This is a genomic window from Thalassococcus halodurans, assembly GCF_900108225.1.
Taxonomy (GTDB): Bacteria; Pseudomonadota; Alphaproteobacteria; order Rhodobacterales; family Rhodobacteraceae; genus Thalassococcus; species Thalassococcus halodurans.
On the sequence record NZ_FNUZ01000004.1, the window covers coordinates 44,400 to 63,461 of the forward strand.

Genomic DNA, 19,062 nt, shown 5'->3' on the forward strand with positions numbered 1-19,062 from the left:
GAAAGGAAGTTCAAACCATTGAGTTGGCTGCAGTAAAAATCCCTACAATGAATAGTGAAAGTGAACTGATGGCAAATAGAATGGCAAGTCCATGAAATACAAACCCAGTCCGTGTCCATCCCGCATGCGAAGTGGTCTTTTCAACAAAAGGATAGTCTAAGGAAAGTGTGGTCGAAGATGAGGCTGACGCATGACTGAAATTGGTCAGGTAGCTGCAAAATGAAGTTAAACACGATGCGATCAGCCCATATGCGAAAAATTTGATAGCGAAGATCACTTCATTTAAAATGCCATTTGTCGATAACTCAGCAAATAACGACGAGACAAAAGCCAGCAGGGCGACGATTGCTCCACCATTCAACAGAAAGAGATTTCGAATAGCGAAGTTGGCGCTTTCGACTGCGTCCCTGCTTTGATCCCTGAAATGTGCAATTTGCATGTCGTGAAACATGCGGACGTAGTCTTTTTCGACCTTGTTCGTATTTGTTTCTTTGTCAGTCATACAAGTGCTCGAAAAGTGAATAGCTCTAAAATTCAAATTCTTGATTACAGGAACTATCCCAGTTCAAACAATCATCCCGCCGTCTTCATCATCGCCAGTCTCGGCCAGTAGGGCCCCTAGATCAGGGATGGTGATGGCGCGTTTGCCCTCGATACCGATGATGCCGTCGTTCTTCAGTTTGGTCAGCTGGCGGCTGACGGTCTCAATCGTCAGGCCCAGATAGTTCGCCATCGCTTCACGCGTGATGGGCAGTTCGATGCGGGATGAATTGCCCATGACCTCGCCATCAGGGCGGATCGTGCGTTTGACCATCAGGGTCAGCAGCGATGCAATCCGTTCGCGTGCAGTCTTCCGGCCCAACAGCAGCATCCAATCCCGCGCCGCGTCCAACTCGTCCAGCGCCATTTCCAACAGGCGTTCGCGCACGTGGGGCAGGTCTTCTAGCAGTTTCTCAAACGGCTTGCGCTGGAAGCAGCACAGCGTCACATCCGACACCGCCGTCACATCATATTGCAACGTGTCGCGACCCGGACGGCCGATGAAATCAGAGGGCAGCAAAAGCCCCACCATCTGCGTGCGCCCGTCCTCGATCGACCGTGTCAGCGTCGCTGTGCCCGCCACGATAGAGGCCACGTTCTGCAACGGCTCACCCCTGATCGCGATGGTCTGGCCCGCGGGATAGGATTTGTAGAACTTGATCTTGTTCAGTTGCTCAAGTTCGTCGGTTTCGCAACGGGAGCAAACAGCACGATGCCGGATCGGACAATCACCACACTCGGAAAATTCGATTTTTGCAGTGTTCATGGCGTGCCTTTGATCTGGGTCAAGGAAAGTGGTCGATCAGTTCCCTAGCAAGAACGCTATGGAACATAAAACGCACCTTCGTCGTCTGGGGCTATTTGACGCTAAAGTCCCGAGATTCACAAGCTACCCACCTGCAAATAGGTTTTCGGGTGACATTGATGTCGCGACGACCCAAAGCTGGCTGACCGCCACGCCACATGGGAGCGAGGTGTCGCTTTATATCCACATCCCGTTTTGCCGCAGGTTGTGCTACTTCTGTGCGTGCCGGACGCAAGGCACCAAGACAGACGCACCGTTAGAGCGTTACGTGCGTACCTTGATCGCAGAAATCGACATGGTGCGCGAACAGCTTCCGGTTGATGTCACCGTGCGCCGTCTGCATTTCGGCGGCGGCACGCCCACGTTGTTGTCGCCCGACTATCTGACCGCATTGCTAGATGCCTTGCACGGGTCATTCGGGCTGGACGATCTGGATGAGTTCTCGGTCGAGATTGACCCGACCGAGGTGGACAAGGCCCGCATCGACGTTCTGGCCCGCTACGGCATGAACCGCGCCAGCCTTGGCGTGCAGGACTTCGATCCGCGTGTGCAAAAGGCCATCGGGCGCGAACAGGGGTTCGATACAACCCGCGCCACAGTCGATCTGCTGGCCGAGGCCGGTATCGACGAGGTGAACATCGATCTTCTTTACGGGTTGCCCTTCCAGACCATGGGCAGTCTTGAAAAGACGATTGATCAGGTGCTGCAACTGAACGCATCGCGCCTTGCGCTTTATGGCTATGCCCATGTGCCATGGGTGTCGAAACGTCAGGTCGTTATTCCGTTCGAGGCGCTTCCAGATCCCGAAACCCGCTTTGATCTGTTTGAACGTGCGCAAAAGCTGTTGCTGGGGCAGGGCTATCTGCAAGTGGGCATCGACCATTTTGCCCGTCCACACGACGGTCTGGCCCGAGCGATGATCGACCGGCGACTGGCGCGCTCTTTCCAGGGGTATACCGATGACCGCGTGCCACGCCTGATCGGGCTGGGGGCCTCGTCGATTTCGAAATACCCCGAGGGCTATGTCCAGAACCAGCCCGCAACGGCGATGTATCAGGGCATGATCGAAGCAGGCCGTCTGGCCGCCGCCCGTGGTGTCGTTCTGACGCCCGAGGATTGCGCCCGGGGTGCGCTGATCGAACAGTTGATGTGCTACTTCGATGCGTCGCTGTCTGCCTTGCACGATCCCTATCCGGCTGCAGGCCAATGGTTGGCCCATCTTGCCGATGAATACCCGGAAGCCATCGATTTCGACGGCGACCGTCTGTCACTGCGCCGATGGGCACGTCCCTTGGTTCGGATCATGGCCGCTCAGCTGGGCCAGACCCGCACCACGCCCGATACCTACAGTGCTGCTATCTAATCACTTGTTGGCGTAGACGGCGCAGTGACAGCCTGATTTCCGCAACTCCGCACAGAGCGTCCACGCGCTGTTGCGGTCCGGCCTGCCGATCCGCGCAATGATATAGCGGCCACTGGCCGAGGCGCGGCTTTTCTCGGACAGGTAATCCACTTTTTCCTTGGTCACCTTGACCCGACAGGCCGAGGGAAGGGATTTGATCTTGCTCTGGGCATGGGCTTTGGTCGTCCCGAACCCCACCTGCACGCCCCAGGGCTGGATCGCAGGCTCGGGCCGTTTGAAGGCGGTCAACCGGCGGTTCAACGCCAGATCATGGCAGGCGCGATCAAAGGGCACGTCCTTTTGCAGGCTGAAATCATGCGCCTCGGGTGGTTCATCGCGCCACGTCTCGGCGGTCAGACCGGTGATGATCTGCACATAGTCAATGGTTTCCCGCGCCAGACCGCCTGTGCCGGCAATCAACCCCTCGGCTCGCCGCTCGCCCCCGTTATAGGCCACCGCCGCCAACCCCTCATTGCCGAACCGGCGCACCAACTCGCCCAGATACTGCGCCGAAAACTCGATCGCCATAGCGGGGTTGTAGCTGTCCTTCAGCCCGCGCAACGCTGCGGTGCTGTCGATAAACTGCGCAATCCCACGGGCATTGGCATGGGACAGTGCGTTGGGATCGAACCGGCTTTCCTGCCACAAAAGTCGTGCAAGGAAATGCGGATTCAGCCCATTGCGATCTGAAAATTTGGCAATCGCCTGACAGGTGTCATGCACGAAATGGCTGGGGCGGATGCATTCCTTTTGGCCGAACGTCCCCGAACTGCAAAGCGTCCCCGGCTCGGCCCAAGCGGCCGAGGCAATGAGAAACCAGAACAGAACACCGATAAAATGACGCATAACACCTCAGAAACTGTGCCAGAGGGGCAGTTTGCGTCAACTCACACTTTTCACTCAGCCCGCAAGGGATTAGGTGGGATACAAGGCTTTTCGGCGGGCACATGCCGAAGATGCAGCAGTGAAGGAGTGTGAATGTCCTTTTTCGGTAAGCTCAAGCAGCGTTTGATGCGGTCCTCGTCCAAGCTGGAAGAGGGGCTCGATGCCATTGTCGCCGAAGGCGCAGAGGAAGAAACGCCCCCTCAGCCTGAACCGGCAACAGTACAAACGCCAGACCCCGAAAAAACGCCCGAGCCTGCACCCGCCGCCGATCCCGCACCTGTCGAGGAGACGCCGGAGCCGGTCGCCGACGCCACACCGGAACCCGCCCCAGGGCCGGAGCCTGTTATTGAGGCGGACCCTATGGTCGAACCCGAGCCCACGCCCGAACCGACACCAGAACCCGAGCCGGTCCTCGCGCCGGAAACAGTCGTCGCCGACAGCCCCGAGCCCGCCAAACCCGGTCTCATCGGTCGTCTTCTGGGTCGCAAAGAACCATCCGAGCCGCGTCGCGTCCTTGACGACGACATGCTGGAACAGCTCGAAGAACTGCTCATCGCCTCGGATATGGGCGTCGACACCGCGCTCCGCGTTTCGGCCAACCTTGCAGAAGGCCGCATGGGCAAAAAGGTCTCGACCCGCGAAATCAAAGACCTGCTCGCCGCAGAAGTCGCCCGTATCATGGAGCCCGTGGCCAAACCCCTGCCGCTTTATCCGACCAAACCGCAGGTCGTGCTGGTCGTGGGCGTCAACGGCTCGGGCAAAACCACCACCATCGGCAAACTCGCCTCGCAATTCCGCGCTGCTGGCAAAAAGGTTGTCATCGCCGCTGGCGACACCTTCCGCGCCGCCGCCGTCGAACAACTTCAGGTCTGGGGCGACCGCGCAGGCGTGCCTGTCCTGACAGCGCCCGAAGGCTCCGATCCCGCGAGCCTCGCGTTTGATGCCATGACCCGCGCACAGGCCGACGGCGCCGATCTTCTGATGATCGACACCGCAGGCCGCCTGCAAAACCGCGCCGACCTGATGGAAGAACTGGCCAAAATCGTCCGTGTCATTCGCAAAAAAGATCCCGACGCGCCGCACAACACACTGCTCGTCCTCGACGCCACCACCGGCCAGAACGCAATCAGTCAGGTCGAAACCTTCCAGAAGCTGGCCGATGTCTCGGGGCTTGTTATGACCAAACTCGACGGCACCGCCAAAGGTGGCGTTCTGGTCGCACTGGCCGATAAATTCGGCCTGCCGATCCACGCCATCGGTGTAGGCGAACAAATCGACGACCTCGCCCCCTTTGATCCACAAGACTTCGCCGCTGCCCTGACCGGCAAAGACCTCTGATCTTCATCTGTCCACAAATACTCCGGGGTGAATTGGCCAAAGGCCAAGAGGGGCAGCGCCCCTCCACCCGGCAGACAGGGCGCACAACATGAGCGACTATCTCATCTCTCTCGAAGGCTCCGAGGCGGGGCACAACGTCGCCCTCATACTGGCACTGTTGGCCGCCTTCCTGCATGCGCTCTTCGGTGCGTTGCAAAAGGGCCGACACGACCCGTGGCTCAGCCGCGGGGCGATTGACGCCAGCTATGGCCTGATGGCTGCGCCTTTTGCGCTGTTTGTCGTTCCTTGGCCCGAACAACATATGTGGCCGATCTTCGGGATCGTGTTCTGTATACACCTGATATACAAGATTTTACAGGCATATGCCTACACCAAGGGCGCCTATACCGTGGTCTATCCCGTGGTCCGTGGTACCGGACCGCTCTTCACCGTCATCGGCGCCTATTGGCTGTTTGGCGAAACGTTTTCACTGACCCAATGGGCGGGTGTTGGCGTGTTGATCTCGGGCATCTTCGGGCTGGCGATCTACAACTACATCTTCCTTGTCACCGAACGCGACACGCTGAACATCGCGTTGTTTTTTGCGGTTTGCACAGGGCTTTTTGTAGCGCTCTACACCACCTATGACGCCTACGGCATCCGCGCCACCGCCGACCCGTTCACCTTCCTTGCGTGGTTCTTCATGATCGATGGCATTGCCATGCCGATCTATGCGGCGTGGCGCTATCGCAAGATGGCGGACAAACCCGACCTCGGGCCTTTGGCGCTACGGGGTTTTGTGGGCGGCATCGTCGCGTTCTTCAGTTTTGGCGCAATCATGCTGGCGACCCGTCTGGATAAAGTGGGCGAAGCAGCAGTCTTGCGCGAAACATCAACCGTTTTTGCCGCCCTCATCGGCTGGCTGGTGCTGAAAGAAACCGTGGGTCCCCGACGCATCGCCTTGATGGCGCTGATCGCTTTGGGCGCGGTCATCGTTGAGTTCGGCTGACATCCGGCCCATATAAGCGAAAGCAGGAGGCACCCAATGGCAGAACGTGATGTGAACCCGATGTTGAAAACCGCGCTGGAACTCGGCCCCGTGCTTGGGTTCTTTGTGGCCTATCTCTGGCTCAAGGATCACGTCTTTACTATTGGCGGCACCGAGTATGAGGGATTTATCGTTGTCACAGCGGGCTTTATCCCTGTGCTGCTGGCCTCGATGGGGGTGCTTTGGTACCTGACGGGTCACCTCAGCCGGATGCAAATCATGACGGCGGTTCTGGTGGTTGTCTTTGGCGGGCTGTCTGTCTGGCTGAACGACGAACGGTTTTTCAAGATGAAACCGACGCTGATTTACTTCCTGTTCGGCGGCCTTCTGGCCTTTGGTCTGGCCCGTGGCCAAAGCTATCTGCGGACCGTGATGGAGGGGTTGATGCCCCTTGAACAGGAAGGCTGGATGATCCTGACCAAGCGCGTGATGCTGTTTTTCTTTGCTCTCGGGATCGCCAACGAACTGGTCTGGCGGTTCCTCAGCACGGAAACGTGGGTCTATTTCAAAACCTTCGGCTTGTCCGCCGCACTGTTTGCGTTCTTCATGCTGCAGGGCAAACTGTTCGCGCGCTACAGCATTGACGAAGACGCCTCTTAACCAGAGCGTTCGATTTTCGTCGACAGGTGGATCAGGCTTTCCGAGCTTTTGACCCCGGACGCCTGACCGATCTGGTCCAGCACGAAATCCAGCGCCTCGGTCGAGGGTGAGGATACTTCGACAATCATATCCACGCGGCCCGACACTGTGTGCACCGATTCAATCCCTGCAAGGGTTTTCAGACGCGACAGCACAGATGCACCTGCGTTCGGTTCGACGCAAATCATCACCGTCGCACGGATCGCGGATTTCAGTATCTCGCCTTTGCGAATGGTGAAACCAGCAATCACCTTGTTCGTCACAAGCCGGTCAATCCGCGCCTGAACCGTCGTGCGGGCAATCCCCAGACGCCGCCCCAGTTCGGAAACGGGCGTGCGCGCGTTTTGCGCCAAAAGGACAATCAGCTTTCTGTCTGTGTCGTCTAACTGCATGCCAGTCCCTCTTGTTTCGAAACCTTTGAAAGCCGTAGATCGGCACATCCATCGTCATATTTATTGTTTCTTCCGTCAATACGCTAAAACAAACTGACGAATTCGTCCAACTGCCACATGAAATCGACCGCGAAGCGGCGCACACTTGGGGAAAGACACACAAACGCAAAGGTGCCTATGTCGATGCAGGACAACGATTTTTCCCGGATCATTGCCTATGTGAAATCAGAAAAGCCGGACGATCCGGTGCATTTCTTTCATCCTCGACATCTCGACCACGCGGTTAAAACGTTCCAGACCGGATTTGGCGGCATGCTGACCTATGCGGTCAAGGCAAACCCCGATCCGCTGGTTATCGCGCGGATGGTCGAACTGGGGATGCAAGGCTTTGATGTGGCCTCACCTGCGGAAATGGCGTTGGTACGATCGGTGTCGGATACTGTTGCCTTGCACTACAACAACCCCGTCCGAAGCCTGTCCGAAATCGTGGCGGCGGAACGGCACGGCGTTCGGTCGTGGTCGGTTGACCGCGAAGACGAACTGGCCAAGCTGGCGCATCTGCCGAAGGGGCATGAAATCGCGGTGCGTCTGCGCCTGCCTGTGAAGGGCGCAGCCTATGATTTCGGTGCGAAATACGGCGCCGATCCTGAAACGGCGGTTCTACTGCTGCAAAAGGTGCGTGACTTGGGCCTGATCCCGTCGATGACCTTCCATCCTGGCACGCAATGCGATGCTTCGGGCGTCTGGGCGCAGTACATCCGCGCCTGTGCCGACATTGCTGCCCGCGCGGGTGTCACCCTGCGCCGCCTGAACGTGGGCGGGGGCTTTGCCGCCAACCGCCTGGGCATTTCCCCCGATCTCTATCGCATCTTCCGTGAAATCGATCAGGCGGTGGACCAAGGTTTTGGCGCAAACCGCCCCGAATTGATTTGCGAACCGGGCCGCGCGCTGGCGACCGAGGCGTTCAGCCTGCTGGTGCGGGTCAAAGCGATGGATGAACGATGCATGACGCTGAACGACGGCATCTATGGCGGGCTGGCTGAATGGCGGGATTTGTCGGTCGGCAACCGCATCACCTGTTTCGCGCCGGATGGCACTCTGCGTCGCGCAGACGGCATGGAGCGTATCGTCTTTGGCCCGACCTGCGACAGCCTTGATTGCCTGCCCACGCCTTTGGTCGTCCCCTGCGATCTGAGCCCCGAAGATTACATCCTGATCAGCGGCATGGGGGCCTATTCGCAGGCGACCGCCACGGGCTTTAACGGCTATGGCCACAGCCACGTTGTTTGCCTTCAGGATCACGACACATTCGATAGGGGGGCTGGACACCGCCACGCTGCCGCCTAAAGTCCCTATGACAGCGAAAAGCTAACAGGGACAATCATGGAAAAGTTCGGCAAAAGCCAACCGGTCAAACGGGTGGAAGACATCCGCTTTCTTAAAGGCGAAGGGCGTTACATCGACGACATCGCCGATCAAAACGCACTGCATTGCGTGTTTTTCCGGTCGTCCGTGGCGCATGGGGACATCACGTCGCTGGACGTGTCCGAGGCCCGCGCGGCTGATGGCGTGCATCTGGTTCTGACCGCTGATGATCTGGCTGAGGCCGGTGTGACCAAAGGCTTGGTCACCTCGATGGTGCCCAACCACGACGGCACAACAGGCCCGACACCCCGCCGCCCTGTGCTGGCCGAGGGCCGCGTGCGGTTTGTGGGCGAACCCATCGCGCTGGTGGTGGCCGACAGCATCAACGCCGCCAAAGACGCCATCGAACTGATCGAATGCGATATCGAAGACCGCCCCGTCCATCTGGACCTGCAGGCAGGCGGCGACCCCATCCATGACGAAGTGCCCGACAACCGCGCCTTTGATTACGCCTTGGGCGACAAGGACGGGACCGATGCGGCCTTTGCCAAGGCGGCGCATGTCGTGTCGCTTGAGGTGGGCGATAACCGCATCATCTCGAACCCGATGGAAACCCGCGCCTGTACGGCCATTTGGGATGGGGAACGCCTGCACATGGGGATCAACGGGCAGGGGGTGTGGAACTTCAAAACCCAATTGTCGCGTATCCTGAACCTTGATCCCGAGGCCGTGCATGTGACCACGCCTGACGTGGGCGGCGGGTTCGGCACGAAATCCATGACCTACCCCGAATATTTTGCCATCGGTCAGGCCGCACGCGTGTTGGGCAAACCACTGCGCTGGATGGCGGAGCGCGGCGAAGGCATGCTGACAGACAACGCCGGCCGCGATCTGGTGTCGCTGGCGGAATTGGCCTTTGACGAAGACCTGCGCATTCTGGGCTACCGTGTACACACACGCAGCAATCTGGGGGCCTATCTGTCGCAATTCGGGCCACTGATGCAGACGTTCCTATTCGCCCGCGTACTGACCGGCGTCTATGACTGCAAAAATGCATACCTGCGTAGCGAAGGTATCTTCACCAACACCACACAGGTCGATGCCTATCGCGGCGCGGGCCGCCCCGAGGCGAACTATCTTCTGGAACGGATAATGGACCGCGCCGCGCGCGAGTTGAACGTCGACCCGTGGGAGCTTCGACGCCGTAACTTTATCGCCGTAGACCAGTTCCCCTACGATACGGTGTCGGGCGAAACCTATGACGTGGGCGATTTCAAGCGCGTTCTGGCACGGGTTGAGGAAACCTCGGACCGGACAGGCTTTGCCGCGCGTCGTGCCGCCAGCGAAGCGCAGGGCAAACTGCGCGGGCAGGGGCTGTGTTACTACATTGAATCGATCCTTGGTGCGTCGGATGAAGACGTGAGGATCGAGTTCACGGAAGATGGCGCAATCATCTATGTCGGCACCCAGTCGAACGGGCAGGGGCACGAAACGGTCTTTGCCCAGTTCCTGTCGGATCAGACGGGCATCCCGTTTGAAAAGATCAAAGTGGTGCAGGGCGACAGTGACCTGATTTCCAAAGGCGGCGGCACAGGTGGGTCGCGGTCTGTCACAGTGCAGGCCAACGTCACGCTGAAAGCGGTCGCTGGCATTGTCGAGGCATTCAGCGATTTCCTGTCTGATGAAATGGGTGTGCCTGCGTCCGAGATCTATTTCGACGACGAACGCTTCCGTGCGGACGGATCGAACCTGTCGCCCACCATGCTCGAGGTCGCAGAGCTTGCCCGCGAAAAGGGCCGCGATGATCTGCTGACCCATTCCGCCTATGCCCAGCTAGAGGCGCGGTCTTTCCCGAACGGTGCCCATGTGGCCGAGGTCGAGATTGATCCCGACACAGGCCATGTCACGCTGGATCGGTATTCGATTGTCGATGACTTCGGAAACCTTGTGAACCCGATGCTGGTTGAAGGTCAGGTGCACGGCGGTGTTGTCCAAGGCGTCGGTCAGGCGCTGTGGGAACAAGTGGTTTATGACGAAACCGGCCAGCTACTAAGCGCGAGCTTTATGGACTACGCCATGCCGCGCGCCAAAGACGTACCGATGTTCAGCTTTACGACCGAAGCGGTGCCATCAACAGCGAACGTTCTGGGCATGAAGGGCTGCGGCGAGGCGGGCACAGTGGGATCGATGGCGGCTGTGTCCAACGCGGTGCAGGATGCGCTGTGGGATCGCGGGGTGCGTCAGGCCGATATGCCGTTCACGCCGTTCCGTGTCTGGGACATGCTGAACGGGCAGAAAACCGCCGCCGAATAGGCGGTTTGGTCTCACGCTTTCTTGAGCAGGGTTTAAAAATCCATGGAAAACCCCATCTCTTTGACAGGATCGCAGGGCCGGAACCCCTGTGAAACCTTCACTGTCCCTCGTTCCGAACCTGGCGCCCGACATGGATTCGGGCGCCTTTTTTTGTGAGGAAACCAATGACCTACAGTGACGACTATCTGAAAAAGATCCTCGGCCGCACCAAAACGATTGCCGTTGTGGGGGTATCGACAAACTCTGTCCGCCCGTCTTATTTCGTGGCGCGCTACCTGTCGCTGAAAGGATTTACCGTCATTCCGGTGAACCCCGGTCACGCGGGCAAAATGCTGTTCGGTCAGACCATCCGCGCGTCGCTGTCCGAGATTGATCGCCCCGTCGATATGGTCGATATCTTCCGTAAATCCGAAGCGGTGCCCCCCATCGTAGACGAGGCGCTGGAAAAGTTTCCCGACCTGCAAACCATCTGGATGCAAATCGGCGTGGAAAACCCCGAGGCTGCCGCCGTGGCAGAAGCGCGTGGTGTGGATGTGGTGATGAACCGCTGCCCGAAAATCGAATACCAGCGCCTGTTCGGCGAGTTGCGCATGGGCGGATTCAATACGGGCGTGATTTCATCGAAGCTGTAGGTATTTTCTGTCCCAAAATACCTCTGCCGGAGGCGGCGCAGCCTAGGATGCCGGGCGCGACGCCTTTTCGGCAAGCCCCGATTGCGACTGGCGGCGTTCCAGTTCGGCCAGCACATCGGCCAGCGCCACATCGCGGGATTTCAGCATGACCAGCAGGTGAAACAACACATCTGCTGCCTCGCTTGTCAGGCCCGCCTTGTCGTTCTTGACCGCTTCGATCACGGCCTCAACCGCCTCTTCCCCGAATTTCTCGGCGCATTTCTCAGGGCCTTTGGCCAACAGTTTCGCGGTCCAGCTTTCGTCTGCGCTGGCGGCTGCGCGATCTGCGATGATCGCCTCTAGGTCTGTCAGGGAAAAGCTCATAGCCGCACCGGAATGCCCGCATTGGCCATGTGGGCTTTGGCCTCGGCGATGGTGTGGTCGCCGAAATGGAAAATCGACGCGGCCAGTACCGCGCTTGCGCCGCCTTTGGTGACGCCGTCAACAAGGTGGTCAAGGTTGCCCACACCGCCCGAAGCAATGACAGGCACCGGAACCGCATCGGAAATCGCGCGGGTCAGCGGCAGGTTAAAGCCCGCCCGCGTGCCGTCGCGATCCATCGAGGTCAGCAGGATTTCACCTGCACCTTTTTCCGCCATCAGCTTGGCAAATTCGACCGCATCTATGCCGGTTTCGCGGCGACCGCCGTGGGTGAAAATCTCCCACTTACCAGGCGCCACGGTTTTCGCATCAATCGCCACAACGATGCACTGGCTGCCGAACTGGTCGGCGGCTTCGGCCACCACATCGGGGTTGGCCACCGCGGCAGAGTTGAAGCTGACCTTATCGGCACCGGCCAACAGCAGGTTGCGCACGTCTTTCACGGTGCGCACGCCACCGCCCACGGTCAGCGGGATAAAGCACTGTTCCGCCGTGCGGGTGACCACATCATACATGGTGTCGCGGTTTTCGTGGGTTGCGGTGATGTCGAGAAAACAAATCTCGTCTGCGCCAGCGGCATCATAGGCGCGCGCCGCATCCACAGGATCGCCTGCATCCACCAGATCGACAAAGTTCACGCCTTTGACCACGCGGCCTTCGGCCACATCAAGGCAGGGGATGATCCGGGTTTTCAGCATAGGCTCAGTCCTTTTTTCGTGACCGGATATGCCTGCTGAGATCGGTAAGCGCAAGAACAGCCAGCACCAAGACGCATCCAAAGGCCACGGGCAGTGTCGCCAATGCAAACCATCCCGATACAAAGGCGCTGGATAAGGTGCCGCCCCAGTCGTGGCCGTCAACGATACAAGGGTTCGTCCAGCCTTCGTGCAGGACGCACCCATGACGTGCGGCGAACCAGCTGGACCAATACACAAGAAAGACAGGGATCAGGCAGATCAGAATGACAACGGGAAGAATCCAGTAAATGCGCCTCATGTGGCTGTCTTCCGATTTACGGCGCACGTCGGGCGCCCTGAGAATTCAAAAGTATAAATAAAAAACATGCGAACCAGAGTGATCCGATTCGCATGCAAAATCCAGATTTTGGAGGGCGATCAGCCTTTCAGCAGCGCCAGCGCCTCGGCCAGATCAATCGCACCATCATAAAGCGCACGGCCCGAGATCGCGCCAGCGATCACACCTGTGTCGCGCAGCGCGGTCAGATCGGCGAGGGACGATACACCGCCCGATGCGATGACAGGGATCGACACGGCGCGGGCCAATGCCTCGGTCGCCTCGATGTTCGGGCCACCCATCGCGCCGTCGCGGTTGATGTCGGTGTAGATGATCGCGGAAACGCCAGCGTCTTCAAAGCTTTTTGCCAGATCGGTCACCATCACATCGGTTTCCTCGGCCCAGCCTTTGGTCGCCACTTTGCCGTTGCGGGCGTCGATGCCCACAGCCACGTGACCGGGGAACGCCTTGGCCGCTTCGCGCACCAGATCAGGGTTTTCGACGGCCACGGTGCCAAGAATGACGCGCTGCAGGCCTTTTTCGATCCATGCCTCGATCGTCGCCATGTCCCGGATTCCGCCGCCCAATTGCGCCGGAACACCGGGGCAGGCGGCCAGAATGGCCTCAACCGCGGCGCCATTCACAGGCTCGCCCGCGAAAGCGCCGTTCAGATCGACCAGATGCAGCCATTCACAGCCCGCATCCACAAAGGATTTCGCCTGATCTGCGGGTTTATCGTTAAAAACGGTCGATTTTTCCATGTCGCCACGCAAAAGGCGCACGGCTTGGCCGTCTTTAAGGTCAATAGCAGGATAGAGGATCATAGCGCGGGCCCTTTTAAAACTTGGCCGCTCTTTTGCACGGGACAGCCAGATATGCAACGCGACCTTGCGTCAGAACGGCCATGGGCGACCTAGCGTCAAGCTTGATTTGAAAGCCCTGTTTGGATCAGACTTTTTACAGTTTTGGGAGGAGAACCAACATGAAGAAGTTTCTGGGCATCGTGATGGGCCTTGTGCTTGCGGCGTCTGCGGCAACGGCGGACCCGATCAAAGGCACGTGGAAAACCGAAGTGGATGACGGCTCTTACGCCCACATCGGTCTGAAATCCTGCGGCGACAAAATCTGCGGGACAATCGACAAGACGTTCAATTCGTCGGGTGAATACCAGTCGCCCAACCTTGGCAAGGTTCTGGTGATCAACATGGAACCCCAAGGTGGCGGCAAATACGAAGGCAAAGTCTGGCGTCCTTCGAACAACAAAATCTACATGGGTAAAATGACGCTGAGCGGCAACAAACTGAAGCTTCAGGGCTGTGTGGCTGGTGGCCTGCTGTGTTCCAGCCAGAACTGGACCCGCGTGAACTGATCACGACTGCAAGATTCCCAGGCAAGAACGCGCGTCGAGCAAACGGCGCGCGTTTTTCTTTGGGCTATTAGCGCGGCATTAGCGTCAGTATACTCAAAGTATTTCAAGCTTCAGAATATGTTGCGGGCCAGCTCCACCGTCTTTGTAGACCAGCTCCGTGTCGGTCCATCCGTTCGCGAGATACACATGCTTGGCGCGCGGGTTTTCGAAATTCACCGTCAGGAAAGCACGTTTAGCTTTGTATACTGAAAGTATATATTCCGGCAGCGCCGCCATCAGCGCCTTGCCGTATCCTTTGCCCTGAAACTGCTGTCCGACAATCACCATCCGCAAACCAAGGTCGCCGTCCTCATAGCCGCATTGGGCCAAAGGCGCTGTCGGCACACGCAGGTGATAACCGCGATCCAGCTTGAAGAACCCGACGATTTCGTCACCGGCCACAGCGCAGTGATAATCGCACTCCGGTTCAACCTCGGCCGTGACCTCTTCGATCCGGCCGCCAAAGCGCAACTGATCTTCGGGAAGCTGAAGGTGATAGACCTGCTCCACATCCGCGCGGGGCAGGGGCATCAGCGTGATTACGGCTTCCATGTCAGGAAGTTTGCGATCATCCGCAGGCCGGTTTCCGCGCTTTTTTCCGGGTGGAATTGAAAGCCCACGCGGTTGCCCGTGCCGACAATCGCGGTGATGTCGCCGCCATAGTCCACATGCGCGATGCGCTGCGACAGATCGGTCATATGCATTTGATAGGAATGGACAAAATAGGCGTGTTCGCCGGTTTTGACTCCGTCCAGAACGGGGTGCGCCTGTTCGATCACCAGATCATTCCAGCCCATGTGCGGCACTTTCAGGGTTGGATCAGTGGGGGCGATTTTTTCGACCTCGCCATCGATCCAGCCGAGCCCGTCTGTTTCGCGGTATTCGTGCCCTTTGCGGGCCATTAGCTGCATGCCGACGCAAATGCCCAGAAACGGTACGCCGCGCGTTTCGACCGCCTCAACCATCGCGTCGAACAAACCGCCCGAGCCTTTCAACGCCTCAGCGCAGGCAGGGAAGGCGCCGTCACCCGGCAGGACCAGATGATCGGCCCGAGCCACAACATCGGCGTCCGACGTCACGATCACATCGCCCGCGCCGACCTCATCCGCCATACGGCGAAAGGCTTTGTCGGCGGAGTGCAGGTTGCCGCTTTCGTAGTCGATGATCGCAGTGAGCATGCGGAGCCTCCTTTGGGGGCGGGTGTCTTTTGCCGCTTGGGTCGCGCGAAACGGGGGCGGCGTCAAGCAGGCTCTTGGCCGATATGCCGCAGAAGAGCAAGGATCGCATCATCCGGCGGAGGCGTGTCCCCGAGCCGTCCGTGCAGTTCCAAAAGCGCAAAGCCGTGAACAAGGGACCAGACCTGGGTTTCGATGATCACAGGGTCGGTGCCGGGCGGGACAAAGGGGGCGCAGGTGTCGCGCAGAATGCTGTAAGACGTTGACGCGTCGCGCTTTGACTCCGGGTCCTTGCGCTGAAGGCAAAAGATCATCTCGTAGAGCGCAGGTTCGGCGCGGGCGAAGGCGAGATAGCCGCGACAAATACCCAAAAGCCGCCCATGTGCCGTGTCATCAGCGGCTGCGGCGTGGGTGCGCATAAATTCGGAAAACCGCGCAAAGGCCTCTTCTGCGATGGCCCATTTCAGCCCTTCGAGATTTCCGAAGTGATGGGCGGGGGCCGCGTGAGAGACGCCGGCAAGTGCCGCGCATTTGCGCAGCGAAAGCGCATCAAGACCGCTGCTGCGCAGGATATCGATCCCCGCTTCGACCAGCGCGGCATGCAGGTTTCCGTGATGGTGGCGGGATTTGTCTTTGGTCAATTCCATGGGGGCGGGAATAAATCAGCAAACTTGACGGCGTCAAGTCTTCTCCATTATGACGGTGTCAAGTTTACACTGTAAAGATTCGATTGAAGGAGATTGAGAATGTTAGAGCGGGCGCGAATTTCGATGTTCTGGATCCTGTCGCTGGGCGTGGCGCTGGTGTCGTGGCGGTTTTTGGTGTTCGGGGTCGAGGCCTCGATGCCGGCCATGGCGCATTTCCCTGAGACACAGAAGTTGGCGCTGTACCTACATATCGGCCTCGCGCCTGTGGTGCTGGCGCTTTTGCCGTTTCAGTTCTGGCAGGGGTTACGTGCGCGCAGGCCAGCGCTGCACCGTTGGTTCGGACGGCTGTATGTGCTGCTGATCGTTGTGTCGGGTGTGGCCGCGCTTGTCCTTGCCAGCGGGACCCGCGCCGGACCGGTGGCAGGCGTGGCCTTTGGTATTCTGGCCGTGCTTTGGATTGCGGTCACGGTGCAGGCGGTGCGGCTTGCCATGTTGGGACGGATCGCAGAGCACCGGCGCTGGATGATCCGATCAGCCGCGCTGACGCTGGCGGCGGTGACATTGCGGGTTTATTTGCCGTTTCTTGCGATGGGGTTCGGGTTCGAGACCGGATACCTGATCGTGTCGTGGCTCTGCTGGGTGCCGAATGCGCTGATCGCTGAGTGGATACTCTGGCGGAAAGGGGCGGCCCGACTTCGGACCGCCTGAGGCGTTACAGCGCGCCCTTGGTCGACGGGATCGCGTCGGCCGTGCGCGGGTCGGTTTCAAGTGCCACCCGCAGCGCGCGGGCCACGGCCTTGAACGCGGCCTCGGCGATGTGGTGGCTGTTGAAGCCGTGCAGCTGGTCGATGTGCAGCGTGATGCCGCCATGTGTCGACAATGCTTGGAAAAATTCGCGCACCAGCTCGGTGTCGAAAGTGCCGATTTTTGCGGTCGGCATGTCGACATTCCACACAAGGAAGGGGCGGCCGGACAAGTCCAGCGCGCAACGCACCTGCGCATCATCCATGGGCAGGTGGCATTCGCCGTACCGACGCAAGCCGCGCTTGTCGCCCAATGCCTGTGTCAGGGCCTGACCTAACGCGATGCCGGTGTCCTCCACGGTGTGGTGGTCGTCGATGTGGTAATCACCCTTGGCACGGATGGTCATATCGATCAGCGCGTGGCGCGATAGCTGATCCAGCATGTGGTCGAAAAAGCCGACACCGGTTTGGTTGTCGTACTTGCCCGTCCCGTCGAGATTGATCTCGACCGAAATGTCGGTTTCAGCGGTCTGTCGCGTGATCTTGGCGCTGCGCATGTCAACGATCCTTCGTCTGTCTCGGGGCGCTTATAGGCAGGCAGGGCGATCAGGGAAAGCCATGCCGTTCACGCGGGCCGCCAAGTGATGCGGATTTCAAACGGCGTGTGCGTAGGTGAGGTGCGAACACGTCAGCAAAGCGCACCAATCCCAAGGGCTTTAGCCCGAGATAGGCCTGTGCGCCGAAGGCGCGCCGCTGGATTTGGTAGGAAAGGACTGACTGATGGAGCGGGCGAGGCGATTCGAACGCCCGACCCTAACCTTGGCAAGGTTATGCTCTACCCCTGAGCTACGCCCGCAAACCATCATGTCTGTCCCAATTGGAGCGGGCGAGGCGATTCGAACGCCCGACCCTAACCTTGGCAAGGTTATGCTCTACCCCTGAGCTACGCCCGCTAACCATTGGGTGGAGGCGATTTAGGATGTGTCGCGACGGGCTGCAAGAGAAAAGTGAAGACTTTTGCGCGGAATTTTTATACTTCTGCGGTGCGGCGTAGCGGCGGGCCTGTAATCGTGGGTTTTTACGGGGCTGGACATTGCGCATGTTAACGCTAACAAGGGCGCTTATGGATCTAGATCAGTTCTATCCGGCACTCTCTGACCTGCGCGGCCGTGCAAAACGGCGGCTTCCCCGATTTGTTTGGGATTTTCTTGATTCATCGACCGGCGACGAACAGACCAACGTTCGCAATCGTGCCGATCTGGATGCTTTGTGTTTTCTTCCCTCGATCTTGCATGGCGAACAGACGCCCGATCTGACCACGGATGTTCTAGGCGCTTCCTACAAACTGCCCTTCGGTGTGTCGCCGGTTGGAATGTCGGGCCTCGTCTGGCCGGGGGCCGAGAGAATCCTTGCTCGCGCGGCCACGGCTGCCGGTATTCCTTATTGCCTGTCCACCGTCGCCACCGCCACACCGGAAGAGGTGGGGCCGCTGACGGGGGGCAAGGGCTGGTTCCAGCTTTATCCGCCCCGCGATGAAGCCACGCGTAAGGATTTGCTGGATCGCGCCAAGACGTCGGGCTTTTCGACATTGGTTCTGACAGTGGATGTTCCCGTGGCGTCGCGGCGCGAACGGCAGATTCGCGGTGGGCTGACCCAGCCGCCGAAGCTGAACGCGCGTCTGTTGGCGCAGGTGGCTTGCCGTCCGGCTTGGGCCATGGCGATGGCGCAAAACGGGTTGCCGCATATGAAGACGCTGGATGCCTATGTTCAGGATGTGTCGAGCCGGTCCTCGACGGCGCATGTGGGCTACTTGCTGCGGACATCGCCCGACTGGGACTATTTGCATTGGCTGCGCGACAACTGGGATGGGCCCTTTGTCGTCAAAGGCGTGATGCGCGCAGAGGATGCGCAGCGACTTGACGCCGCAGGTGTGGACGCAATCTGGGTGTCGAACCATGCCGGACGGCAGTTCGACGGGGCGCCTTCGGTGGCGTCTGTCCTACCCAGAATTCGTGATGTTACCAATTTGCCAATCATTGCTGATGGATCGATATCAGGGGGGCTTGATATTCTGCGTCTAATCGCCTTGGGTGCCGACATCTGCATGTTAGGGCGTGGTTTTCACTATGCTCTGGCTGCTTTGGGGGGACGGGGGCCAAAGCATCTGATCGATATTCTCACCAAAGATTTGGTCGCCAATCTGGGGCAGCTTGGCGCCATCCATCCCGCTGAATTGCGGGGTAAAATTCTCAGAACGGGGAGTGGAAACCCACCCGTTTGAGCGCCCGTCACTATCCGGTTCGCCAAGTTGTTGCAC

At 58.9% G+C, this 19,062-nt stretch carries 22 protein-coding genes and 2 tRNA genes; 10 read left to right on the forward strand and 14 right to left on the reverse strand.

All coding sequences use genetic code 11. The features are described from left to right. Positions 1-10: 10 nt before the first annotated feature. Entirely contained in the window at positions 11-502 is a 492-nt protein-coding gene (locus C4S59_RS12700; RefSeq protein ID WP_146064540.1) for a hypothetical protein, read from the reverse strand. Positions 503-565: 63 nt separating this feature from the next. Next, positions 566-1,306, reverse strand: a complete 741-nt coding sequence (fnrL, locus tag C4S59_RS12705) for a transcriptional regulator FnrL (protein ID WP_103910906.1) — start codon at positions 1,304-1,306, stop codon at positions 566-568. Positions 1,307-1,364: 58 nt separating this feature from the next. Here fnrL and hemN point away from each other — a divergent pair, with 58 nt between their 5' ends. Then, positions 1,365-2,708, forward strand: a complete 1,344-nt coding sequence (hemN, locus tag C4S59_RS12710) for an oxygen-independent coproporphyrinogen III oxidase (protein ID WP_103910907.1) — start codon at positions 1,365-1,367, stop codon at positions 2,706-2,708. Here hemN and C4S59_RS12715 read toward each other — a convergent pair whose 3' ends face one another. After that, positions 2,709-3,593 (reverse strand): lytic transglycosylase domain-containing protein, encoded by an 885-nt coding sequence (locus C4S59_RS12715; RefSeq protein WP_103910908.1) that lies wholly within the window; start codon positions 3,591-3,593, stop codon positions 2,709-2,711. A 132-nt stretch (positions 3,594-3,725) separates the two neighbouring features. On the opposite strand from C4S59_RS12715, the gene ftsY reads away from it, so the two are divergent. From ftsY to C4S59_RS12730, 3 genes are all read left to right on the forward strand, one after another. Beyond that, a complete protein-coding gene (ftsY, locus tag C4S59_RS12720; RefSeq protein WP_103910909.1) occupies positions 3,726-4,970 on the forward strand; it encodes a signal recognition particle-docking protein FtsY in 1,245 nt (414 codons plus the stop codon). Between the two features lie 88 nt (positions 4,971-5,058). Then, entirely contained in the window at positions 5,059-5,958 is a 900-nt protein-coding gene (locus C4S59_RS12725) for an EamA family transporter (protein ID WP_103910910.1), read from the forward strand. Positions 5,959-5,994: 36 nt separating this feature from the next. Next, entirely contained in the window at positions 5,995-6,597 is a 603-nt protein-coding gene (locus tag C4S59_RS12730) for an inner membrane-spanning protein YciB (RefSeq protein ID WP_103910911.1), read from the forward strand. Here C4S59_RS12730 and C4S59_RS12735 read toward each other — a convergent pair. Continuing rightward, a complete protein-coding gene (locus C4S59_RS12735; protein ID WP_103910912.1) occupies positions 6,594-7,028 on the reverse strand; it encodes an Lrp/AsnC family transcriptional regulator in 435 nt (144 codons plus the stop codon). The two genes, C4S59_RS12730 and C4S59_RS12735, sit on opposite strands and share 4 nt — an antisense overlap. 183 nt (positions 7,029-7,211) lie before the next feature. Here C4S59_RS12735 and C4S59_RS12740 point away from each other — a divergent pair, with 183 nt between their 5' ends. The 3 genes from C4S59_RS12740 (at position 7,212) to C4S59_RS12750 (ending at position 11,338) form a co-directional block, all read left to right on the forward strand. After that, entirely contained in the window at positions 7,212-8,375 is a 1,164-nt protein-coding gene (locus C4S59_RS12740) for a type III PLP-dependent enzyme (RefSeq protein ID WP_327346440.1), read from the forward strand. A gap of 36 nt (positions 8,376-8,411) precedes the next feature. Next, complete coding sequence (locus C4S59_RS12745; RefSeq protein ID WP_103910914.1) at positions 8,412-10,706, forward strand: xanthine dehydrogenase family protein molybdopterin-binding subunit; 2,295 nt, start codon at positions 8,412-8,414, stop codon at positions 10,704-10,706. 164 nt (positions 10,707-10,870) lie between these two features. Next, positions 10,871-11,338: a CoA-binding protein gene (locus tag C4S59_RS12750; protein ID WP_103910915.1), complete on the forward strand. Its 468-nt coding sequence runs from the start codon at positions 10,871-10,873 to the stop codon at positions 11,336-11,338. A 42-nt stretch (positions 11,339-11,380) separates the two neighbouring features. Here the strand turns inward: C4S59_RS12750 and C4S59_RS12755 are convergent, their stop codons facing one another. From C4S59_RS12755 to hisA, 4 genes are all read right to left on the reverse strand, one after another. Continuing rightward, on the reverse strand, positions 11,381-11,701 hold the full coding sequence (locus C4S59_RS12755; RefSeq protein ID WP_103910916.1) for a phosphoribosyl-ATP diphosphatase: 321 nt from the start codon (positions 11,699-11,701) through the stop codon (positions 11,381-11,383). Then, positions 11,698-12,456: an imidazole glycerol phosphate synthase subunit HisF gene (hisF, locus tag C4S59_RS12760; RefSeq protein ID WP_103910917.1), complete on the reverse strand. Its 759-nt coding sequence runs from the start codon at positions 12,454-12,456 to the stop codon at positions 11,698-11,700. The genes C4S59_RS12755 and hisF overlap by 4 nt, the downstream gene beginning before the upstream one ends. A 4-nt stretch (positions 12,457-12,460) precedes the next feature. Next, the gene (locus tag C4S59_RS12765; protein ID WP_103910918.1) at positions 12,461-12,754 is read right to left on the reverse strand and encodes a hypothetical protein; all 294 of its coding nucleotides are present in this window, start codon (positions 12,752-12,754) and stop codon (positions 12,461-12,463) included. Between the two features lie 119 nt (positions 12,755-12,873). Continuing rightward, positions 12,874-13,596, reverse strand: a complete 723-nt coding sequence (gene hisA / locus C4S59_RS12770; RefSeq protein WP_103910919.1) for a 1-(5-phosphoribosyl)-5-[(5-phosphoribosylamino)methylideneamino]imidazole-4-carboxamide isomerase — start codon at positions 13,594-13,596, stop codon at positions 12,874-12,876. 158 nt (positions 13,597-13,754) lie between these two features. Between hisA and C4S59_RS12775 the strand changes: the two genes are divergently transcribed. Continuing rightward, positions 13,755-14,141, forward strand: coding sequence for a DUF2147 domain-containing protein (locus C4S59_RS12775; protein WP_103910920.1), 387 nt, complete (start codon positions 13,755-13,757; stop codon positions 14,139-14,141). 93 nt (positions 14,142-14,234) lie between these two features. On the opposite strand, the gene C4S59_RS12780 is transcribed toward C4S59_RS12775, so the two are convergent. The 3 genes from C4S59_RS12780 to C4S59_RS12790 form a co-directional block, all read right to left on the reverse strand. Then, positions 14,235-14,732 (reverse strand): GNAT family N-acetyltransferase, encoded by a 498-nt coding sequence (locus tag C4S59_RS12780; RefSeq protein ID WP_103910921.1) that lies wholly within the window; start codon positions 14,730-14,732, stop codon positions 14,235-14,237. Beyond that, a complete protein-coding gene (gene hisH, locus C4S59_RS12785) occupies positions 14,720-15,358 on the reverse strand; it encodes an imidazole glycerol phosphate synthase subunit HisH (RefSeq protein ID WP_103910922.1) in 639 nt (212 codons plus the stop codon). The genes C4S59_RS12780 and hisH overlap by 13 nt, the downstream gene beginning before the upstream one ends. A 62-nt stretch (positions 15,359-15,420) precedes the next feature. After that, complete coding sequence (locus tag C4S59_RS12790) at positions 15,421-16,002, reverse strand: TetR/AcrR family transcriptional regulator (protein WP_103910923.1); 582 nt, start codon at positions 16,000-16,002, stop codon at positions 15,421-15,423. 99 nt (positions 16,003-16,101) lie between these two features. On the opposite strand from C4S59_RS12790, the gene C4S59_RS12795 reads away from it, so the two are divergent. Then, positions 16,102-16,710, forward strand: coding sequence for a DUF2306 domain-containing protein (locus C4S59_RS12795; RefSeq protein WP_103910924.1), 609 nt, complete (start codon positions 16,102-16,104; stop codon positions 16,708-16,710). Positions 16,711-16,714: 4 nt separating this feature from the next. Here C4S59_RS12795 and hisB read toward each other — a convergent pair whose 3' ends face one another. The 3 genes from hisB to C4S59_RS12810 all read right to left on the reverse strand — a co-directional run bounded on the left by hisB (position 16,715) and on the right by C4S59_RS12810 (position 17,698). Continuing rightward, positions 16,715-17,302 (reverse strand): imidazoleglycerol-phosphate dehydratase HisB, encoded by a 588-nt coding sequence (hisB, locus tag C4S59_RS12800; RefSeq protein WP_103910925.1) that lies wholly within the window; start codon positions 17,300-17,302, stop codon positions 16,715-16,717. Between the two features lie 224 nt (positions 17,303-17,526). After that, a tRNA-Gly gene (locus tag C4S59_RS12805) sits at positions 17,527-17,601 on the reverse strand. Positions 17,602-17,623: 22 nt separating this feature from the next. Beyond that, positions 17,624-17,698: transfer RNA gene (locus tag C4S59_RS12810), tRNA-Gly, on the reverse strand. Positions 17,699-17,868: 170 nt separating this feature from the next. Between C4S59_RS12810 and C4S59_RS12815 the strand changes: the two genes are divergently transcribed. Beyond that, positions 17,869-19,026, forward strand: a complete 1,158-nt coding sequence (locus C4S59_RS12815; protein ID WP_103910926.1) for an alpha-hydroxy acid oxidase — start codon at positions 17,869-17,871, stop codon at positions 19,024-19,026. Positions 19,027-19,062: the final 36 nt, after the last annotated feature.

Coding starts and splice junctions, on each gene's coding strand:
- C4S59_RS12700 (WP_146064540.1), bottom strand. CDS start 502: ATGACTGACAAAGAAACAAATACGAACAAGGTCGAAAAAGACTACGTC.
- fnrL (WP_103910906.1), bottom strand. CDS start 1,306: ATGAACACTGCAAAAATCGAATTTTCCGAGTGTGGTGATTGTCCGATC.
- hemN (WP_103910907.1), top strand. CDS start 1,365: ATGGAACATAAAACGCACCTTCGTCGTCTGGGGCTATTTGACGCTAAA.
- C4S59_RS12715 (WP_103910908.1), bottom strand. CDS start 3,593: ATGCGTCATTTTATCGGTGTTCTGTTCTGGTTTCTCATTGCCTCGGCC.
- ftsY (WP_103910909.1), top strand. CDS start 3,726: ATGTCCTTTTTCGGTAAGCTCAAGCAGCGTTTGATGCGGTCCTCGTCC.
- C4S59_RS12725 (WP_103910910.1), top strand. CDS start 5,059: ATGAGCGACTATCTCATCTCTCTCGAAGGCTCCGAGGCGGGGCACAAC.
- C4S59_RS12730 (WP_103910911.1), top strand. CDS start 5,995: ATGGCAGAACGTGATGTGAACCCGATGTTGAAAACCGCGCTGGAACTC.
- C4S59_RS12735 (WP_103910912.1), bottom strand. CDS start 7,028: ATGCAGTTAGACGACACAGACAGAAAGCTGATTGTCCTTTTGGCGCAA.
- C4S59_RS12740 (WP_327346440.1), top strand. CDS start 7,212: ATGCAGGACAACGATTTTTCCCGGATCATTGCCTATGTGAAATCAGAA.
- C4S59_RS12745 (WP_103910914.1), top strand. CDS start 8,412: ATGGAAAAGTTCGGCAAAAGCCAACCGGTCAAACGGGTGGAAGACATC.
- C4S59_RS12750 (WP_103910915.1), top strand. CDS start 10,871: ATGACCTACAGTGACGACTATCTGAAAAAGATCCTCGGCCGCACCAAA.
- C4S59_RS12755 (WP_103910916.1), bottom strand. CDS start 11,701: ATGAGCTTTTCCCTGACAGACCTAGAGGCGATCATCGCAGATCGCGCA.
- hisF (WP_103910917.1), bottom strand. CDS start 12,456: ATGCTGAAAACCCGGATCATCCCCTGCCTTGATGTGGCCGAAGGCCGC.
- C4S59_RS12765 (WP_103910918.1), bottom strand. CDS start 12,754: ATGAGGCGCATTTACTGGATTCTTCCCGTTGTCATTCTGATCTGCCTG.
- hisA (WP_103910919.1), bottom strand. CDS start 13,596: ATGATCCTCTATCCTGCTATTGACCTTAAAGACGGCCAAGCCGTGCGC.
- C4S59_RS12775 (WP_103910920.1), top strand. CDS start 13,755: ATGAAGAAGTTTCTGGGCATCGTGATGGGCCTTGTGCTTGCGGCGTCT.
- C4S59_RS12780 (WP_103910921.1), bottom strand. CDS start 14,732: ATGGAAGCCGTAATCACGCTGATGCCCCTGCCCCGCGCGGATGTGGAG.
- hisH (WP_103910922.1), bottom strand. CDS start 15,358: ATGCTCACTGCGATCATCGACTACGAAAGCGGCAACCTGCACTCCGCC.
- C4S59_RS12790 (WP_103910923.1), bottom strand. CDS start 16,002: ATGGAATTGACCAAAGACAAATCCCGCCACCATCACGGAAACCTGCAT.
- C4S59_RS12795 (WP_103910924.1), top strand. CDS start 16,102: ATGTTAGAGCGGGCGCGAATTTCGATGTTCTGGATCCTGTCGCTGGGC.
- hisB (WP_103910925.1), bottom strand. CDS start 17,302: ATGCGCAGCGCCAAGATCACGCGACAGACCGCTGAAACCGACATTTCG.
- C4S59_RS12815 (WP_103910926.1), top strand. CDS start 17,869: ATGGATCTAGATCAGTTCTATCCGGCACTCTCTGACCTGCGCGGCCGT.